Consider the following 17,632-nt stretch of genomic DNA (forward strand, 5'->3'; position numbering starts at 1 on the left):
GGTGTTTTCCTTGGTTTGGATCGCGGAACTACAGTACTTAACCTAGATGACGTACAGATCGACGTACTCATTGACCGGCATCGATTCGAGCCTGGCCTGATCGAGCGACACGCCGAGAATCGCCAGTTGCTGCTTGACCGGAAAGCGCCGCGCGAGGTTGGTCCTGAACTTCTCGACCAGCAACGGGATACCGTCTTCGCGACGGCGCTTGTGCCCGATCGGGTATTCGACTACGACTTCGTCGAACTTCGCCCCGTCGTCGAATTCGATCGTCAATGCATTGGCGATCGAACGCTTCTCCGGGTCGTGATAATCCTTCGTGAATTGCGCGTCTTCGACGCATGCCATCTTCGCGCGCAGCGCGTCGATGCGTGCGTCCCGCGCGACCGACTCTTCGTAATCGGCGGCCGTGAGGCGGCCGAAAATCAACGGCACCGCGACCATGTACTGGAGGCAATGATCGCGGTCGGCCGGATTGTCGAGCGGCCCTTTCTTATCGATGATACGAAGCGCCGCTTCGTGCGTGCGAATCGTGATCTTGCTGATGTCTTCGACGCGCCGGCCTTGCGCGGCCAGTTGCGCATGCAGCGCGAGCGCGGCTTCCACGGCGGTCTGCGCGTGGAATTCGGCCGGAAACGCAATCTTGAACAGCACGTTTTCCATCACGTACGAGCCGTACGGACGCTGGAACCTGAACGCGTTGCCCTTGAACAGCACGTCGTAAAAGCCCCACGTTTTTGCCGTGAGCACCGACGGATAGCCCATCTCGCCGGTCTTCGAAATCAGCGCGAGGCGCACCGCGCGCGAAGTCGCGTCGCCGGCCGCCCACGATTTGCGCGAACCCGTGTTCGGCGCATGGCGGTAGGTGCGCAGCGTCTGCCCATCGACGAGCGCCTGCGATACCGCGTTGATCAGTTCGTCGCGCGTGAGGCCGATCAGCTGGCCGACCACGGCGGTCGAGGCGAGCTTGACGAGCAGCACGTGATCGAGCCCGACCTGGTTGAACGAGTTTTCGAGCGCGATGCAGCCTTGAATTTCGTGCGCCTTGATCATTGCGATCAGGACGTCTTTTATCGTCAGCGGCGCCTTGCCCGCTGCGATGGCGGTGCGCGAGAGCCAGTCGGCCGTCGCGAGAATTCCGCCGAGGTTATCCGACGGATGACCCCATTCGGCGGCAAGCCAGGTGTCGTTGAAGTCGAGCCAGCGGATCATCGCGCCGATATTGAAGGCGGCCTGAACCGGATCGAGCTGGAACGACGTGCCGGGCACCCTGGCGCCGTTGGGGACGATCGTGCCCGGCACGATCGGTCCCATCAGCTTGGTGCAGGCCGGGTAGGTGAGCGCCTCGAGTCCGCAGCCGAGCGTGTCGATCAGACAGTGCCGCGCGGTTTCCAGCGCGAGCGTGCTGTCGATCCGATAGTTCAGAACGTAGTCGACGATATCCGCCAGGACGGTGTCCGGGGCGGGTCGTACGTTCGATATCGCTGACATCAGCGGAGCAGACATCGGGGAGCGTTCCTGACGGCGGAAATCAGTTAGTTGCCGAGCTTGTTGATCGCGTTCGATTGCGTCGCTGCCGGCGCGCCTTGCGCCATGGCTGCGGTTTGGCACTCGTCGGCGAGACGCGAGCTGTCCTTGTCCTGGAACAGCATCGCCTTGGTCGGGATCACGACCAGGTCCATGCCGCTTGCGGCGTCGTGGAAGCGGTCCGCGCCCGTGGTGGTCGTTTCGCGCGGCAGGTTGTAGTTCTTGTTGGCCCAGTGAACCGTGACGATCTGGTCACGCTTCATGTCGCCTTTCATTTCGAAAGAAAGCCCGTCCTTGCACGACCACTTTTCGGCGCCGTCCGGTACCGGATCGACCTTCGCTTCCTTCGCCGGGTTCGGCTTGCGCTTGATCAGGCGGCGCGGTTCCGGACGCTTGGCGACGGCCTTCTTGGCAGCCGGCTTGGTGGTCGGCTTCGTGGTGGTCGCCGTTTGCGCGGCGGCGTCAGTCGAGACGGACAGCATCGTCGTGGACAGGGCGCCAATCACGGCGGCGATCATCAGCTTTTTCATGGAGAAAACCTTTCTATCTAATTTCAGTTAAACAGTGCACGGGAGACCGGTTCCGGGGGCCGCGCGGGTTGAACTGCGCGCGCTTCGAAAGCGCGCAGCGAGCGCTATTTTCTCCTATTTAGCGGCACGTACTTCAAATTCTCGGGGCCGGTGTAATTCGCGCTCGGCCGGATGATCTTGTTGTCGATGCGCTGCTCGATGATGTGCGCGCTCCAGCCCGCCGTACGCGCGATCACGAAGATCGGCGTGAACATCGCGGTCGGCACGCCCATCATGTGATACGACACCGCACTGAACCAGTCCAGATTCGGGAACATCTTCTTCGCTTCCCACATCACCGCTTCGAGCCGCTCCGCAATCGAGAACAGCTTCGTGTTGCCTGCTTCCTTCGAGAGCTTCTGCGCCACATCCTTGATGACCTTGTTGCGCGGGTCCGAGATCGTGTACACCGGATGGCCGAAGCCGATCACGACTTCCTTGTTCTCCACGCGGCGACGGATGTCCGCCTCGGCTTCGTCGGGCGTCGGGTAGCGCGACTGGATCTCGAAGGCGACCTCGTTGGCGCCGCCATGCTTCGGACCGCGCAGCGCGCCGATGGCACCGGTGATCGCCGAATACATGTCCGAGCCCGTGCCCGCGATCACGCGGCCCGTGAACGTCGAGGCGTTGAACTCGTGTTCGGCGTAGAGATTAAGCGAGACGTGCATCGCATCGACCCACGACTTCGGCGGCTCGACGCCATGCAGCAGATGCAGGAAGTGGCCGCCGATCGAATCGTCATCGGTTTCGACCTCGATGCGTCTGCCGTTGTGCGAGTAGTGATACCAGTAGAGCAGCATCGAGCCGAGCGAGGCCATCAGCTTATCGGCGATATCGCGCGCGCCGGGCAGGTTGTGGTCGTCCTTCTCGGGCAGCACGGTGCCGAGTACCGAGACGCCGGTACGCATCACGTCCATCGGATGCGCGGCGGCCGGAATCCATTCGAGCGCGGCCTTGACGTTGGCGGGCAGTCCGCGCAGGCCCTTGAGCTTTGTTTTATAGGCTTTCAGTTCGGCGGCAGTCGGCAGCTTTTCGTGGACCAGCAGATAGGCGATCTCCTCGAATTCGCAGGCACCGGCGATGTCGAGAATGTCGTAGCCGCGATAGTGAAGGTCATTGCCGGTCTTGCCGACCGTGCACAGCGCGGTATTGCCCGCGGTCACACCCGACAGCGCGACGGATTTCTTCGGTTTGAAGCCGCTTTGCGTTTCGCCTTGTGCTTCCTTACCGCCCACTGCGCCAGCGGTTTGCGTCGTCTCGCTCATCTTCCGCTTTCTCCTGTGTGCCGGCTTGCCGCCGCCGTTTGACCCGCGCGGCTCATGTGCCGGACTGTCCGTTAGCGCCTGCTTGCGCAAACAGCGGCGCCGCTTCTGGCGGAACCGCACGGCCGGTGGTTTGCGCGCGGCGCAGCACCGACCAGTAATAGCGATAGCTCGCGCGGTCATGCAGCGTATCGCCATGACGCGTCGGGCCCCATTGCGCGGACTGCGCGGCCAGCAGGATTTCGGCGGCCGTGGCGATTTCCTCGTCGCGCGGCGCGAACGCGGCGACGATCGCCTCGATCTGCGCGGGATGGATGCTCCACATGCGCGTGTAGCCGAACTCGTTGCGCGCGCGGGCGGCGTCGTTGGCGACCACGCTCATGTCGCGCACTTCGGTGCTCACGTTATGCGAGGGCACCTTGCCATGCGCATGGCAGGCGGCCGCGATTTCGAGCTTCGCGCGCCGCACGAGCGGATGATCGAACTGGCCCGGCGAGCGCATGGCCGTGTCGGGAATCGCGCCGTCGTGCGCGGAGACGAAATCCATCAGGCCGAAGCTCAGCGCTTCGACGCCCGGCAGCGCGGCCAGCTCGAACACGCGCGTGAGCGCGCCGTGAGTTTCGACCAGCAGTTGCGCCGGCACCGGTTGTGCGATGTTCAGCTCGCGCCGTGTCGCTTCGATGAACGCGACCATTTCGGCCGCATCGTGGACGTTGCGGATTTTCGGCAACGTGATGTAAGCGGGTGCTCGCTTCGCGGCGCGCAGAATCAGGCGCACGTCGTCGCGCCAGTGCGCGTGAGCGAAGTCGTGGATGCGCACGCCGACGCGGCCGAAGCGGTCGTGCTCGCTGCCGAGCAACGACGCGACGAGTTCCGCATGCTCGGCCTCGCGGCCGACCTGGGCGCCGTCTTCGCAATCGAGCGTGATATCGAACACCGGGCCCAGTTGCTGCTGCAACGCGAGCGACTTCAGCATCAGCTTTTCGCTGCCGGCGTAGTGGTCGCAGGCAGGCAGCACAGCGGGCGGCGCTTCGCCGTCAAACAGCACTTCGGCGGGTGTGAGAACGCGCATCTTCGGCGTGAAGGATGGGGTGATTAGAGAAAACCGGATTCGGGCGTGCTCTGCAGAGGCGCTGCGCGGCAGCTGCAAAGCAGGCTCGAATCCGTTGCGAACCGCTGCCTTTCAGTGGCGATTTCAACGGCAATTCGCACGGCAATTTGCGCGAAAAAAACCGGAACCCGCCGCGCTGAAGCTTCGGAGTTCCGGTTCGTTTGCATCGGAGGCTTAGCCGAGCAGGTGTTGAACGCCTTCGCGCTCTTCGAGCAGTTCCTGCAGCGTGCCGTCCATCTTTTCGCGCGAGAACGCGTCGATGGCGAGACCTTCGACGCGCTTGTACTCGCCGTTTTCGCAGGTCACCGGCACGCCGTAGATGATGTCTTCGGGGATGCCGTACGAGCCGTCCGACGGAATGCCCATCGTGACCCACTTGCCGTTGGTGCCGAGCACCCAGTCGCGCACGTGGTCGATCGCCGCGTTAGCCGCCGAGGCCGCCGACGACAGGCCGCGCGCTTCGATGATCGCCGCGCCGCGCTTGCCGACGGTCGGGATGAACGTGTTGCGGTTCCATTCTTCGTCGTTGATGAGCTTGGTCAGGTCCTGGCCTTCGGCCGTTGCGACGCGGAAGTCCGGGTACATGGTCGGCGAGTGGTTGCCCCACACGGCGAGCTTTTCGATCGACGCGACCGGCTTGCCCGACTTGGCGGCCAGTTGCGACAGCGCGCGGTTGTGGTCGAGGCGCAGCATCGCGGTGAAGTTCTTCTTCGGCAGATCCGGCGCCGACTTCATGGCGATGTAGGCGTTCGTGTTGGCCGGGTTGCCGACCACCAGCACCTTCACATCGCGGCTCGCGACGTCGTTCAGCGCCTTGCCCTGAACCGTGAAGATTTCGGCGTTGGCCGACAGCAGGTCCTTGCGCTCCATGCCTTTCGAACGCGGACGCGCGCCGACCAGCAGGGCGATGTCGGCGTCCTTGAACGCGACCTTCGGGTCGTCCGTGATCACGACGCCCGACAGCAGCGGGAAGGCGCAATCATCCAGTTCCATCACGACGCCTTTGACGGCGGCTTGCGCTTGCGGCAGATCGAGCAGCTGCAGGATGACCGGCTGATCCTTGCCGAGCAGGTCGCCATTGGCGATGCGGAACAGCAGGGAGTAAGCGATTTGACCTGCGGCGCCGGTGACGGCAACGCGCTTTGCGGGCTTAGCCATTGAGAAATCTCCAGGACGATGCGTTAGACGCTAGGAAAAACGCCATTCTATATGCGCGTTCAGCGAAGCGTTATGAAACACGGCGGATTTACTGCTCGCGTACGGATGTGCCGACGAACCCGGTGCATGCCGGGCCCGGACGGCGCGTTGCGGCAAGACCGCCATGCCGGAAACCTGTACTGCCGAGCGGGACGGGATGGTGCGCTGCCGGACCGCCGCTGCACGGTGCGAACTCCTGCGAACAGCGCGTTTCGGCAAGCGTCTGGCCAGCGGATGGCGGCGAATCGAAACCTGAACTGCGTAGGGAACGGCATGGTGCAGAGTGGTTGCCAGCGCGTCGCGGCACTGCATCAAACAGCTGCCGGAAAACCCCGCAAACCCTTGCTCGACAAGGAGTGTAGGAGTCGACACAGACAAAGTCAACATTATCTTATGTCTTATATAAGACACATCTCTTGCCGGGAAAAGTCTGGACGCGCCCCGGCCCTTTATGATGAAATGCGCGCATGAATTCGAACCCGGCGAATCCTGTGAACCCGAATGGCCAGGGGGCCGCGGGCGAGGCTGTACCCGTTGCCGCACCGGTTGCGTCGCCTACTTTCAGCCCTCTATATCAGCAGATCAAGGGGCTGATTACGCAGAGTCTCGAAAGCGGCGAGTGGAAGCCCGGCGAGATCATCCCGAGTGAAGTCGAACTGGCGGCCCGTTTCAAGGTGAGCCAGGGCACCGTGCGCAAGGCGATCGACGAACTGGCCGCCGACAACCTGCTGGTGCGCCGCCAGGGCAAAGGCACTTTTGTTGCGACGCACAACGAAGATCGCGCGCAGTTCCGCTTCCTGAGACTGCTCGCCGACGACGGCGCCGAGCATCCGCACGTGAGCCGCCTGCTCGAATGCCGGCGCCTGCGGGCATCGGCGGAGATCGCCCGGCAGCTCGATCTGAAGCCGGCCGACCCGGTCGTGCTGATCAAGCGTCTGCTGCAATTCGACGGCGAAGTCACCGTGCTCGACGAGATCTGGCTGCCGGGCGCCGTGTTCCGCGGGCTTACGCTCGAGCGGCTCTCGGAGTACAAAGGCCCCCTCTACGCGATGTTCGAGACGGAATTCGGCACGCGCATGATTCGCGCGACCGAGAAGATCCGCGCGGTGGCGGCCGAGCCTTCCGTGGCGGACCTGCTGCATGTGCCGGCGGGTTTTCCGTTGCTTTCTGTGGAGCGCGTGTCCTATACCTATGGGGACCGCCCCGTCGAAGTCCGGCGGGGTTGGTATGTCACAACCGGGTATTACTATCAGAACGATCTGAGCTGAATTGGGCTGGAACGAGGCGTGGCGTCCTACACGCGTGCCTCTCGGAAGGTGCCTTCATCGCGCTCGCGGCAATCAATCCGTAGGGGTTTTCGCTGCAGCGCGATATAAAAAGGCGCTAAAATCGCGGATTAGTGTGACTACATAGTAGGGGTCTAGCATGGCAGAAGCCGTAAAAAAACCGAGGCCGGAATTCCGGAACATCGGTATTGGGCAAATATTGACGTCGTACCGTCTCCCGCTAGCGGGGCGCGTGTCGATTTTGCATCGCGTGAGTGGTGCCTTGTTGTTTGTATTTCTTCCGTTCCTGCTGTACCTCTTCGATCAGAGCCTGACCTCGGAACTCAGTTTCGACGTTTTCAAGGGCTTCCTCTCCAACATCGTCGTCAAGCTGATCACGCTCGTTCTTGCGTGGGCTTTCCTGTTCCATTTCTGCGCCGGCGTCCGTCACCTCGTGATGGATACGAACCACAACGCGGTCTCGAAGGAAAAGGGCAAGTCGACCTCGGTCGTCGTGTTGGTCGTGTCGTCGCTGCTCACCATCGCATTCGCGGCCAAACTGTTCGGAGCATTCTAAAAAATGTCAGCCAATAACCGAATCGGTTCGAAGCGTCTCGTCGTCGGTGCGCATTACGGTCTGCGCGACTGGCTCGCCCAGCGCATCACCGCCTGCATCATGGCGATCTACACCGTGATCCTGCTCGCCTGGTTCTTCGGCGCGCACGACTTCTCGTACGACGGCTGGGCGTCGATCTTCGCGACGCAGTGGATGAAGCTCGCCACGTTCGTCACGCTTCTCGCGCTGTTCTACCACGCGTGGGTCGGTATCCGCGATATCTGGATGGACTACGTGAAGCCCGTTGGCGTGCGTCTGCTGCTTCAGGCGCTGACGATCGTCTGGTTGCTCGCATGTGCGGGCTACGCTGCGCAGATTCTCTGGAGAGTATAAAAGCATGGTTGCAATCAAGAATTCTCTGCCGCGTCGCAAGTTTGACGTGGTCATCGTCGGCGCGGGCGGCTCGGGGATGCGCGCGTCGCTGCAACTCGCGCGCGCCGGCCTGTCGGTTTGCGTGCTGTCCAAGGTGTTCCCGACGCGTTCGCACACGGTCGCGGCGCAAGGCGGCATCGGCGCTTCGCTCGGCAACATGAGCGAAGACAACTGGCACTACCACTTCTACGACACGATCAAGGGCTCCGACTGGCTCGGCGACCAGGACGCGATCGAGTTCATGTGCCGCGAAGCACCGAACGCCGTCTACGAACTCGAACACTTCGGCATGCCGTTCGACCGTAACGCCGACGGCACGATCTATCAGCGCCCGTTCGGCGGCCACACCGCGAACTATGGCGAAAAGCCGGTGCAACGCGCCTGCGCGGCGGCTGACCGTACCGGTCACGCGCTGCTGCACACGCTGTACCAGCAGAACGTCGCGGCCAAGACGCAGTTCTTCGTCGAATGGATGGCGCTGGACCTGATCCGCGACGCCGACGGCGACGTGCTCGGCGTGACCGCGCTGGAAATGGAAACCGGCGACGTCTACATCCTCGAAGGCAAGACCACGCTGTTCGCCACGGGCGGCGCGGGCCGCATCTTCGCGGCGTCGACCAACGCGTTCATCAACACCGGCGACGGCCTCGGCATGGCGGCCCGTTCGGGCATCGCGCTGCAGGACATGGAATTCTGGCAATTCCACCCGACCGGCGTGGCCGGCGCGGGCGTGCTGATTACCGAAGGCGTGCGCGGCGAAGGCGGCATTCTGCGTAACTCGAACGGCGAGCGTTTCATGGAACGCTACGCGCCGACGCTGAAGGATCTGGCGCCGCGCGACTTCGTTTCGCGTTCGATGGACCAGGAAATCAAGGAAGGCCGCGGCGTGGGTCCGAACAAGGATCACGTGTTGCTCGACCTGTCGCACATCGGAGCCGAGACGATCATGAAGCGTCTGCCGTCGATCCGCGAAATCGCGCTGAAATTCGCGAACGTCGACTGCATCAAAGAGCCGATCCCGGTTATCCCGACCATTCACTATCAGATGGGCGGTATTCCGACGAATATTCACGGCCAGGTCGTCGGTACGCCGAAGGGTCATGAAGAAATCGTCAACGGTTTCTACGCTGTGGGCGAATGCTCGTGCGTGTCGGTGCACGGCGCGAACCGTCTCGGCACGAACTCGCTGCTCGACCTCGTGGTGTTCGGCCGCGCGGCCGGCAACCATATCGTCAAGCACGTGAAGGAACTGAAGGAACACAAGCCGCTGCCGGCCGACGCCGCCGACTTCGCGCTGTCGCGTCTCGCGAAGCTCGATAGCTCGTCGTCGGGCGAGTACACGCAGTCGGTCGCGAACGACATTCGCGGCACGATGCAGAAGCATGCTGGCGTGTTCCGTACTTCGGCCCTGCTGGCCGAAGGCGTCGACGCGATCCGCGAAGTGGCGGCGCGCGTCGACAACATCCATCTGAAGGACAAGTCGAAGGTGTTCAACACGGCCCGTGTCGAAGCGCTCGAAGTGGCGAACCTGATCGAAGTGGCACGCGCCACGATGGTCTCCGCCGAAGCGCGCAAGGAAAGCCGTGGCGCGCACGCGCACAACGACTTCGAACATCGCGACGACGAAAACTGGCTGCGCCATACGTTGTGGTTCAGCGAAGGCGACCGCCTCGACTACAAGCCGGTTCACATGCAGCCGCTGACCGTCGAATCGGTTCCGCCGAAAGCGCGTACCTTCTAAGGCACAAGTCAAAGGAATTCAGAAATGGCCAAGCGTACATTTGAAATTTACCGCTACGATCCGGACAAGGACGCCGCACCGCGCATGCAAACGTACGAGATCGACATCGACTCGCACGAACGCATGCTGCTCGACGCGCTCGTCAAGCTGAAGGCGCTCGACGAAACCCTGTCGTTCCGTCGCTCGTGCCGCGAGGGCGTGTGCGGTTCGGACGCAATGAACATCAACGGCAAGAACGGCCTCGCGTGCCTGACGAACCTGAACGACCTGCCGCAGAAGATCGTGCTGCGTCCGCTGCCGGGCCTGCCCGTCGTGCGTGACCTGATCTGCGACTTCACGCAGTTCTTCAACCAGTATCACTCGATCAAGCCGTACCTGATCAACGATACGCCGCCGCCGGAAAAGGAACGTCTGCAGTCGCCGGAAGAGCGCGACGAGCTCGACGGCCTCTACGAATGTATCCTGTGCGCCAGCTGCTCGACCTCGTGCCCGAGCTTCTGGTGGAACCCGGACAAGTTCGTCGGCCCGGCCGGTTTGCTGCAAGCCTATCGCTTCATCGCGGACAGCCGCGATCAGGCGACCGGCGAGCGCCTCGACAACCTGGAAGATCCGTACCGTCTGTTCCGTTGCCACACCATCATGAATTGCGTCGACGTTTGCCCGAAGGGCCTGAACCCGACCAAGGCGATTGGCAAGATCAAGGAATTGATGGTTCGCCGCACGGTCTGAGATGGACGCATCGCATCAGTCCGACCCTCTCCGCCGCGCGCGCCTTCGCTGGCGCGCGCGGCGGGGCCTGCTGGAAAACGATCTTTTCATGGAGCGTTTTTTCAGCCGATATGAGCATGACCTCAGCGATGCCGACGTGGGCGCTCTCACGCGCCTGCTCGAGCTGAGCGACAACGACCTGATGGACTTGCTACTCGCGCGCAAGGAACCAGAAGGCGATCTTGCCGACCCGGACGTGGTTCGGGTTCTGGAGTTACTGCGCAACGCTTGAGTGCCGCCAGTCCGTTGATCCAGGCGTGCAATTATCGAAACCCCGTATCCATACTTCGATTGAGGATGTGCTATGACCCCGTCAGATGTTAAAGCCACGCTATCGTTCAGCGACAATTCGCCGAGCGTCGAAATGCCGATCTACAAGGGTACGATTGGCCCGGATGTTATCGACATTCGCAAGCTGTACGGACAGACCGGCAAATTCACGTACGATCCGGGCTTCATGTCGACGGCGTCGTGCAATTCGGCGATTACCTACATCGATGGCGACAAGGGCGAACTGCTCTACCGCGGCTATGCGATCGACAACCTCGCGCAGAACGCCGACTTCCTCGAAACCTGCTACCTGCTGCTGAACGGCGAACTGCCGAACGCCGCCCAGAAGACCGAGTTCGTCGACACCGTCACGAAGCACACGATGGTGCACGAGCAGATGCAGTTCTTCTTCCGCGGCTTCCGCCGCGACGCGCACCCGATGGCGATTCTGGTCGCCGCGGTCGGCGCGCTGTCCGCGTTCTATCACGACTCGCTCGACATCAACAATCCGCGTCACCGTGAAGTCTCGGCAATCCGCATGATCGCGAAGCTGCCGACGCTCGTCGCGATGGCGTACAAGTACAGCATCGGCCAGCCGTTCGTTTATCCGAAGAACGACCTGTCGTACAGCGCGAACTTCATGCGCATGATGTTCTCGAACCCGTGCGAGGAGTACGTGGTCAATGACGTGCTCGTGCGCGCGCTCGACCGTATCCTGATCCTGCACGCGGACCACGAGCAGAACGCCTCGACCTCGACCGTGCGTCTCGCCGGTTCGTCGGGTGCGAATCCATTCGCCTGTATCGCAGCCGGTATCGCGTGTCTGTGGGGCCCGGCGCACGGCGGTGCGAACGAAGCCGCGCTGAACATGCTCGAAGAAATCGGCTCGGTCGACAACATTCCCGAGTTCATCAAGCAGGTCAAGGACAAGAACTCGGGCGTGAAGCTGATGGGCTTCGGTCACCGCGTCTACAAGAACTACGACCCGCGTGCGAAGCTGATGCGCGAAACCTGCCACGAAGTGCTCGAAGAACTGGGTCTGCACGACGATCCGCTGTTCAAGCTCGCCATGGCACTCGAAAAGATCGCGCTTGAAGACGAATACTTCGTGTCGCGCAAGCTGTACCCGAACGTCGACTTCTACTCGGGCATCGTGCAGCGCGCGCTGGGCATCCCGACCTCGATGTTCACGTGCATCTTCGCGATGGCGCGCACGGTCGGCTGGATTGCGCAGTGGAACGAAATGATCGCCGATCCGGAGCAGAAGATCGGCCGTCCGCGCCAGCTCTTCATCGGCGAGACGCTGCGTGAGGCGAAGCCGCTTGCACAGCGCTAATCGCTGATCGACCTCGATACGCGCGCTGCGCCGCGGCATTCGTGCCGCGACCGGGCGAGCAATCGGAGTGAATAAAACGCCTCGACGGGCCCACCGTTGAGGCGTTTTTGTTTTTGCGGCCGCCGCGAGGCGCGTATGTGCCGCAGCGGCATCGCGAAGGTCCCGCGCGTGCCGGGTAACGCCGATACAGGTATCGACACTACCAGCCAACTCCCTGTTTTTTATCGGTTTTTTTCGTTGGATGAGCCGCCCATCGCGGTGCATCGCGTGGCATAATCAACCGACATAGTCAGCCCGCAGTCACTCGTAGTTACTATTTTCCCCGCATACCATGGCACAGACTCTCTACGACAAATTGTGGAACACGCACGTGATCCACACGGAAGACGATGGCACCGCGATTCTCTATATCGACCGTCATCTGCTGCATGAAGTGACCAGCCCGCAGGCGTTCGAAGGCCTGAGGATAGCCGGGCGCCCGGTGTGGCGCATCAGCGCGAATCTGGCCGTGTCGGATCACAACGTGCCGACCACGGACCGCACCCACGGCATTGCCGATCCGGTTTCGAAGCTGCAGGTCGACACGCTCGACACGAACTGCGACGCGTACGGCATCACGCAGTTCAAGATGAACGATCTGCGCCAGGGCATCGTTCATATCATCGGACCGGAGCAGGGCGCGACGCTGCCGGGCATGACGATTGTCTGCGGCGATTCGCATACGTCCACGCACGGCGCGTTCGGCGCGCTTGCGCACGGCATCGGCACCTCGGAAGTCGAGCACGTGCTGGCCACGCAAACGCTCTTGCAGAAGAAGAGCAAGAACATGCTCGTGAAGGTCGAGGGCCCGCTGCCGCGCGGTTGTACCGCGAAGGACATCGTGCTCGCGATCATCGGCAAGATCGGCACTGCGGGCGGCACCGGCTACGCGATCGAATTCGGCGGCTCGACGATCCGTTCGCTGTCGATGGAAGGCCGCATGACGGTCTGCAACATGGCGATCGAAGCGGGCGCGCGCGCCGGCATGGTCGCCGTCGACGACACCACGGTCGAATACCTGAAGGGCCGGCCGTTCTCGCCGCAGGGCGTCGAGTGGGATCACGCGGTCGAGTACTGGAAGCAGTTCAAGTCGGACGACGGCGCGCATTTCGATCACGTGGTCGAACTGAATGCCGCGGAAATCGTGCCGCAGGTTACCTGGGGCACGTCGCCGGAAATGGTCACGTCGGTCGACGGCCGCGTGCCGGACCCGGAACGCGAGAAGGACCCGGTCAAGCGCGACGCGATCGAGCGCGCGCTCAAGTACATGGCGCTCGAACCGAACGCGCCGATCGAGTCGATCAAGCCGGATAAAATCTTCATCGGCTCGTGCACCAATGCGCGCATCGAAGACATTCGCGCCGCGGCTTACGTCGTGAAGAAGCTCGGCCGCCGCGTTGCGCCGAACGTCCGCCTGGCGATGGTCGTGCCGGGTTCGGGGCTCGTGAAGGCGCAAGCGGAGCGTGAAGGCCTCGACAAGGTCTTTACCGACGCCGGTTTCGAATGGCGCGAGCCGGGCTGCTCGATGTGTCTCGCGATGAACGCCGACCGGCTCGAGCCGGGCGAGCGTTGCGCGTCCACGTCGAATCGCAATTTCGAAGGCCGTCAGGGCGCCGGTGGCCGTACCCACCTCGTGAGCCCCGCGATGGCTGCGGCTGCGGCCATCGAAGGGCATTTTGTCGATATTCGCAAGCTTGGATGATCCGCATGATGAAGAACACGAATCGCATCACGCTATTGCGCCGCTTCGCACTCGGCACGCTCGCCGGGCTCCTGCTCGGCCTGGCCGGCTGCAACACGGTGCACGGATTCGGCGAGGACATGTCGCACCTCGGCAATTCGATCAGCAATCACGCTGATAAATAAGCGGTTTTTGATTTTTGCCGGCGATGCGGCGCGCGGCTTTCCTGCCGCCGTTCGCATCGCCCGGTCCTGAACAGGCGCAAGCGTCATGGATAAATTCATCGTACACACCGGCGTCGTGGCGCCGCTCGATCGCGAGAACGTCGACACGGACGCGATCATTCCGAAGCAGTTCCTGAAGTCGATCAAGCGCACGGGCTTTGGTCCGAACGCGTTCGACGAATGGCGCTATCTCGACCACGGCGAACCGGGCCAGGACAACTCGAAGCGTCCGCTGAACCCGGACTTCGTGCTGAACCAGCCGCGTTATCAGGGCGCTTCGGTGCTGCTCGCGCGTAAGAACTTCGGCTGCGGCAGCTCGCGCGAACACGCACCCTGGGCGTTGCAGCAGTACGGCTTTCGCGCGCTGATCGCGCCGAGCTTCGCCGACATCTTCTACAACAACTGCTTCAAGAACGGCTTGCTGCCGATCGCGCTGACCGAACAGCAGGTCGATCATCTATTCAACGAAACGTACGCGTTCAATGGCTTCCAGCTGACGATCGACCTCGAAGCGCAAGTCGTGCGCACGACCGACGGCGGCACCGAATATCCGTTCGACGTCGCGGCGTTCCGCAAGTACTGCCTGCTGAACGGTTTCGACGATATCGGCCTCACGCTGCGTCACGCGGACAAAATCCGCCAGTACGAAGCGGAACGCCTCGCCAAGCAGCCGTGGCTCAATCACCGCCTCGTCGGTTGAACGCACGCAGTTAGCGCGGTTGCGCTCGATCACGTGAGGGCCGTGCGCTCGCGCCCCGGTTCGCACGCTGGATCGTGCTCAAAAGTCTCGAAGAAAATCATCAAGGAATTCGCATGAAGATCGCAGTGTTGCCGGGCGACGGCATCGGTCCCGAAATCGTCAAGGAAGCCGTCAAGGTTCTGAACGTGCTCGGCGAAAAGTTCGAACTCGAAGAAGCACCGGTTGGTGGCGCGGGTTACGAAGCGAAGGGCCATCCGCTGCCCGATTCGACGCTCGCGCTCGCGAAGCAGGCCGACGCGATCCTGTTCGGCGCGGTCGGCGACTGGAAGTACGACAAGCTCGAACGCGCGCTGCGCCCGGAGCAGGCCATTCTCGGTCTGCGCAAGCACCTTGAGCTGTTCGCGAACTTCCGTCCGGCCATCTGCTATCCGCAACTCACGGGCGCGTCGTCGCTGAAGGAAGAGATCGTGTCGGGTCTCGACATCCTGATCGTGCGCGAACTGAACGGCGATATTTACTTCGGCGCGCCGCGCGGCGTGCGCGAGGCGCCGGACGGCCTGTTCGCCGGTGCGAAGGAAGGCTTCGACACGATGCGTTATTCGGAGCCCGAAGTGCGCCGCATCGCGCACGTCGCGTTCCAGGCAGCGCAAAAGCGCGACAAGAAGCTGACGTCGGTCGATAAATCCAACGTGCTCGAAACGTCGCAGTTCTGGAAGGACGTGATGATCGACGTGTCGAAGGAATACGCGGACGTCGAGCTGTCGCACATGTACGTCGACAACGCCGCGATGCAGCTCGTGAAGGCGCCGAAGTCGTTCGACGTGATCGTGACCGGCAACATGTTCGGCGATATTCTCTCCGACGAAGCGGCCATGCTGACGGGCTCGATCGGCATGCTGCCGTCGGCTTCGCTCGACAAGAACAGCAAGGGCCTGTACGAGCCGTCGCACGGTTCCGCGCCGGACATCGCGGGCAAGGGCGTGGCGAATCCGCTCGCCACGATCCTCTCCGCGGCGATGATGCTGCGCTATTCGCTGAACAAGGCCGAGCAGGCCGATCGCATCGAAACCGCGGTGAAGAAGGTGCTCGAGCAAGGCTATCGCACCGGCGACATTCTCACGCCGGGTTGCAAGCAGGTCGGCACGGCGGCGATGGGCGATGCCGTCGTGGCCGCGCTGTAAAAAGCGCGAGTTGGCCAGTCAGCGGGCCGTCGAATTCGTCGAATAAACGGCTGCAAAAACAGCCGCAAAAACGAGAATCGGCCCGTATTTAAGGTCGATTTTCGCTTAACAAGCCTGGCGGCGGCGATAAGCGCCGCCGGCTTCCGGTTTTCGTGTATATTGTTGCGATGGCGCAGATCTCCCAAATCTCCTCGATTTCCAAACCGCACGGCACAACAGCCCGTGCGATCGAGTTCGCCATTATTACCATCAAAACGATTACCCCGAAAACGATCACGAAGCGCTGATCGTCCGTCGTGCCCGCCCATCTTCCCCGCGCGGTCACTGCGGGCAAAGATGCGGGGAAGTTTCCATTCGAAGGGTATGAAGTCATGAACGTAGGTCTCGTAGGTTGGCGCGGCATGGTCGGCAGCGTCCTGATGCAACGCATGCAGCAGGAAGGCGATTTCGACTTGATCGAACCGGTGTTTTTCAGCACCAGCAACGCGGGCGGCAACGCGCCGTCGTTCGCCAAAAACGAGACCAAGCTCAAGGATGCGACAAGCATCGACGACCTGAAGAAGTGCGACGCGATCATCTCCTGCCAGGGCGGCGACTACACGAACGACGTGTTCCCGAAGCTGCGCGCGGCAGGCTGGAACGGCTACTGGATCGACGCGGCCTCGTCGCTGCGCATGAAGGACGACGCGGTCATTATTCTCGATCCGGTCAACCTCGACGTCATCAAGAACGCGCTCGTGAAGGGCCAGAAGAATTTCATCGGCGGCAACTGCACGGTCAGCCTGATGCTGATGGCACTGGGCGGCCTGTTCCGCGAAAACCTCGTCGACTGGATGACGGCCATGACGTATCAGGCCGCATCGGGCGCGGGCGCGCAGAACATGCGCGAACTGCTGTCGCAAATGGGCACGCTGCACGGCTCGGTGAAGAGCGAGCTGGCCGACCCGGCTTCGGCGATTCTCGACATCGACCGCCGCGTGCTCGAAGCGATGAACGGCGACAGCATGCCGACCGATCACTTCGGCGTGCCGCTCGCGGGCTCGCTGATTCCGTGGATCGACAAGGACCTCGGCAACGGCATGTCGAAGGAAGAGTGGAAGGGCGGCGCGGAAACCAACAAGATTCTCGGCAACCCGGCCATGGGCGCGCCGGGCTCGATTCCGGTCGACGGCCTGTGCGTGCGGATCGGCGCAATGCGCTGCCACTCACAGGCGCTCACGATCAAGCTGAACAAGGACGTGCCGCTCGACGAGGTGAACAGCATCCTCGCGTCGGGCAACGATTGGGTCAAGGTCGTGCCGAACGAACGCGAAGCGTCGATGCGCGATCTGTCCCCGGCGGTCGTGACGGGCACGCTGTCGGTGCCGGTTGGCCGCGTGCGCAAGCTCGCGATGGGCGGCGAATACCTGTCGGCCTTCACGGTTGGCGATCAGTTGCTGTGGGGCGCGGCCGAACCGCTGCGTCGCATGCTTCGCATTGTGCTCGACAAGTAAAGTAAACTACGCGCTCACGACGCGTAGACAACTCTCAAGAAGCGTCGCGCTTGCGCGGCGCTTTTTTCATTGTGTGCTCCGATTATCTTGTTTCTTTCCAATCGCAAAAAAGGCTGCGCGCTGACGCAGCGGGAGTCCCGATGAACTTTCGACGCTCCGCTCTTCGGGCTATGTCCATCCATCACGATAAAGGTCGATTCAAAGACCGTCTGACGACTGTGGCGGCTGCCGCTGCGTTGGCGCTTGCGCTTGCGGGCGCCGGCATGGGCGGCGCGGTCGC

18 protein-coding genes are annotated in these 17,632 nt (G+C 62.3%); 12 read left to right on the top strand and 6 right to left on the bottom strand.

The features are described 5' to 3' along the window. Positions 1–42: 42 nt before the first annotated feature. The 5 genes from GXB81_RS10010 to GXB81_RS10030 all read right to left on the bottom strand — a co-directional run bounded on the left by GXB81_RS10010 (position 43) and on the right by GXB81_RS10030 (position 5,627). Positions 43–1,506, bottom strand: coding sequence for a bifunctional 2-methylcitrate dehydratase/aconitate hydratase (locus tag GXB81_RS10010; protein ID WP_205989023.1), 1,464 nt, complete (start codon positions 1,504–1,506; stop codon positions 43–45). A 29-nt stretch (positions 1,507–1,535) separates the two neighbouring features. Further along, positions 1,536–2,057, bottom strand: coding sequence for a hypothetical protein (locus tag GXB81_RS10015; protein ID WP_167039065.1), 522 nt, complete (start codon positions 2,055–2,057; stop codon positions 1,536–1,538). 104 nt (positions 2,058–2,161) lie between these two features. Next, positions 2,162–3,361 carry a 2-methylcitrate synthase gene (prpC, locus tag GXB81_RS10020; protein ID WP_205989024.1) on the bottom strand — a complete coding sequence of 400 codons (1,200 nt, stop codon included), beginning with the start codon at positions 3,359–3,361 and terminating at the stop codon, positions 2,162–2,164. 52 nt (positions 3,362–3,413) lie between these two features. Beyond that, positions 3,414–4,430, bottom strand: coding sequence for an aldolase/citrate lyase family protein (locus GXB81_RS10025; protein WP_205989025.1), 1,017 nt, complete (start codon positions 4,428–4,430; stop codon positions 3,414–3,416). A 213-nt stretch (positions 4,431–4,643) separates the two neighbouring features. Beyond that, the gene (locus GXB81_RS10030) at positions 4,644–5,627 is read right to left on the bottom strand and encodes a malate dehydrogenase (RefSeq protein WP_062128179.1); all 984 of its coding nucleotides are present in this window, start codon (positions 5,625–5,627) and stop codon (positions 4,644–4,646) included. A gap of 506 nt (positions 5,628–6,133) precedes the next feature. Here GXB81_RS10030 and GXB81_RS10035 point away from each other — a divergent pair. The 12 genes from GXB81_RS10035 to asd all read left to right on the top strand — a co-directional run bounded on the left by GXB81_RS10035 (position 6,134) and on the right by asd (position 17,352). After that, on the top strand, positions 6,134–6,934 hold the full coding sequence (locus tag GXB81_RS10035) for a GntR family transcriptional regulator (RefSeq protein WP_167039069.1): 801 nt from the start codon (positions 6,134–6,136) through the stop codon (positions 6,932–6,934). A gap of 157 nt (positions 6,935–7,091) precedes the next feature. After that, positions 7,092–7,508, top strand: a complete 417-nt coding sequence (gene sdhC / locus GXB81_RS10040) for a succinate dehydrogenase, cytochrome b556 subunit (protein WP_167039071.1) — start codon at positions 7,092–7,094, stop codon at positions 7,506–7,508. A gap of 3 nt (positions 7,509–7,511) precedes the next feature. Beyond that, positions 7,512–7,880, top strand: a complete 369-nt coding sequence (gene sdhD / locus GXB81_RS10045; protein WP_167039073.1) for a succinate dehydrogenase, hydrophobic membrane anchor protein — start codon at positions 7,512–7,514, stop codon at positions 7,878–7,880. Positions 7,881–7,884: 4 nt separating this feature from the next. Further along, entirely contained in the window at positions 7,885–9,660 is a 1,776-nt protein-coding gene (sdhA, locus tag GXB81_RS10050) for a succinate dehydrogenase flavoprotein subunit (RefSeq protein WP_167039075.1), read from the top strand. Between the two features lie 24 nt (positions 9,661–9,684). Further along, the gene (locus tag GXB81_RS10055) at positions 9,685–10,389 is read left to right on the top strand and encodes a succinate dehydrogenase iron-sulfur subunit (RefSeq protein ID WP_167039077.1); all 705 of its coding nucleotides are present in this window, start codon (positions 9,685–9,687) and stop codon (positions 10,387–10,389) included. 1 nt (position 10,390) lies between these two features. Next, entirely contained in the window at positions 10,391–10,660 is a 270-nt protein-coding gene (locus tag GXB81_RS10060) for a succinate dehydrogenase assembly factor 2 (protein WP_167039079.1), read from the top strand. A gap of 72 nt (positions 10,661–10,732) precedes the next feature. After that, positions 10,733–12,034, top strand: a complete 1,302-nt coding sequence (gltA, locus tag GXB81_RS10065) for a citrate synthase (protein WP_167039081.1) — start codon at positions 10,733–10,735, stop codon at positions 12,032–12,034. Between the two features lie 331 nt (positions 12,035–12,365). Then, positions 12,366–13,775, top strand: coding sequence for a 3-isopropylmalate dehydratase large subunit (gene leuC, locus GXB81_RS10070; protein ID WP_205989026.1), 1,410 nt, complete (start codon positions 12,366–12,368; stop codon positions 13,773–13,775). Between the two features lie 5 nt (positions 13,776–13,780). Then, complete coding sequence (locus tag GXB81_RS10075) at positions 13,781–13,939, top strand: entericidin A/B family lipoprotein (RefSeq protein WP_167039085.1); 159 nt, start codon at positions 13,781–13,783, stop codon at positions 13,937–13,939. Positions 13,940–14,024: 85 nt separating this feature from the next. Continuing rightward, positions 14,025–14,678 carry a 3-isopropylmalate dehydratase small subunit gene (gene leuD / locus GXB81_RS10080; RefSeq protein ID WP_167039087.1) on the top strand — a complete coding sequence of 218 codons (654 nt, stop codon included), beginning with the start codon at positions 14,025–14,027 and terminating at the stop codon, positions 14,676–14,678. 113 nt (positions 14,679–14,791) lie between these two features. Continuing rightward, positions 14,792–15,859: a 3-isopropylmalate dehydrogenase gene (gene leuB / locus GXB81_RS10085; protein WP_167039089.1), complete on the top strand. Its 1,068-nt coding sequence runs from the start codon at positions 14,792–14,794 to the stop codon at positions 15,857–15,859. A 371-nt stretch (positions 15,860–16,230) separates the two neighbouring features. Then, positions 16,231–17,352, top strand: a complete 1,122-nt coding sequence (gene asd, locus GXB81_RS10090; protein ID WP_205989027.1) for an aspartate-semialdehyde dehydrogenase — start codon at positions 16,231–16,233, stop codon at positions 17,350–17,352. A 14-nt stretch (positions 17,353–17,366) separates the two neighbouring features. On the opposite strand, the gene GXB81_RS10095 is transcribed toward asd, so the two are convergent. Then, positions 17,367–17,632, bottom strand: a 266-nt coding sequence (locus GXB81_RS10095) for a hypothetical protein (RefSeq protein ID WP_205989028.1), incomplete at its 5' end; no start/stop codon positions are given.

The organism is Paraburkholderia sp. Ac-20336 (assembly GCF_017105025.1).
Classification (GTDB): Bacteria; Pseudomonadota; Gammaproteobacteria; order Burkholderiales; family Burkholderiaceae; genus Paraburkholderia.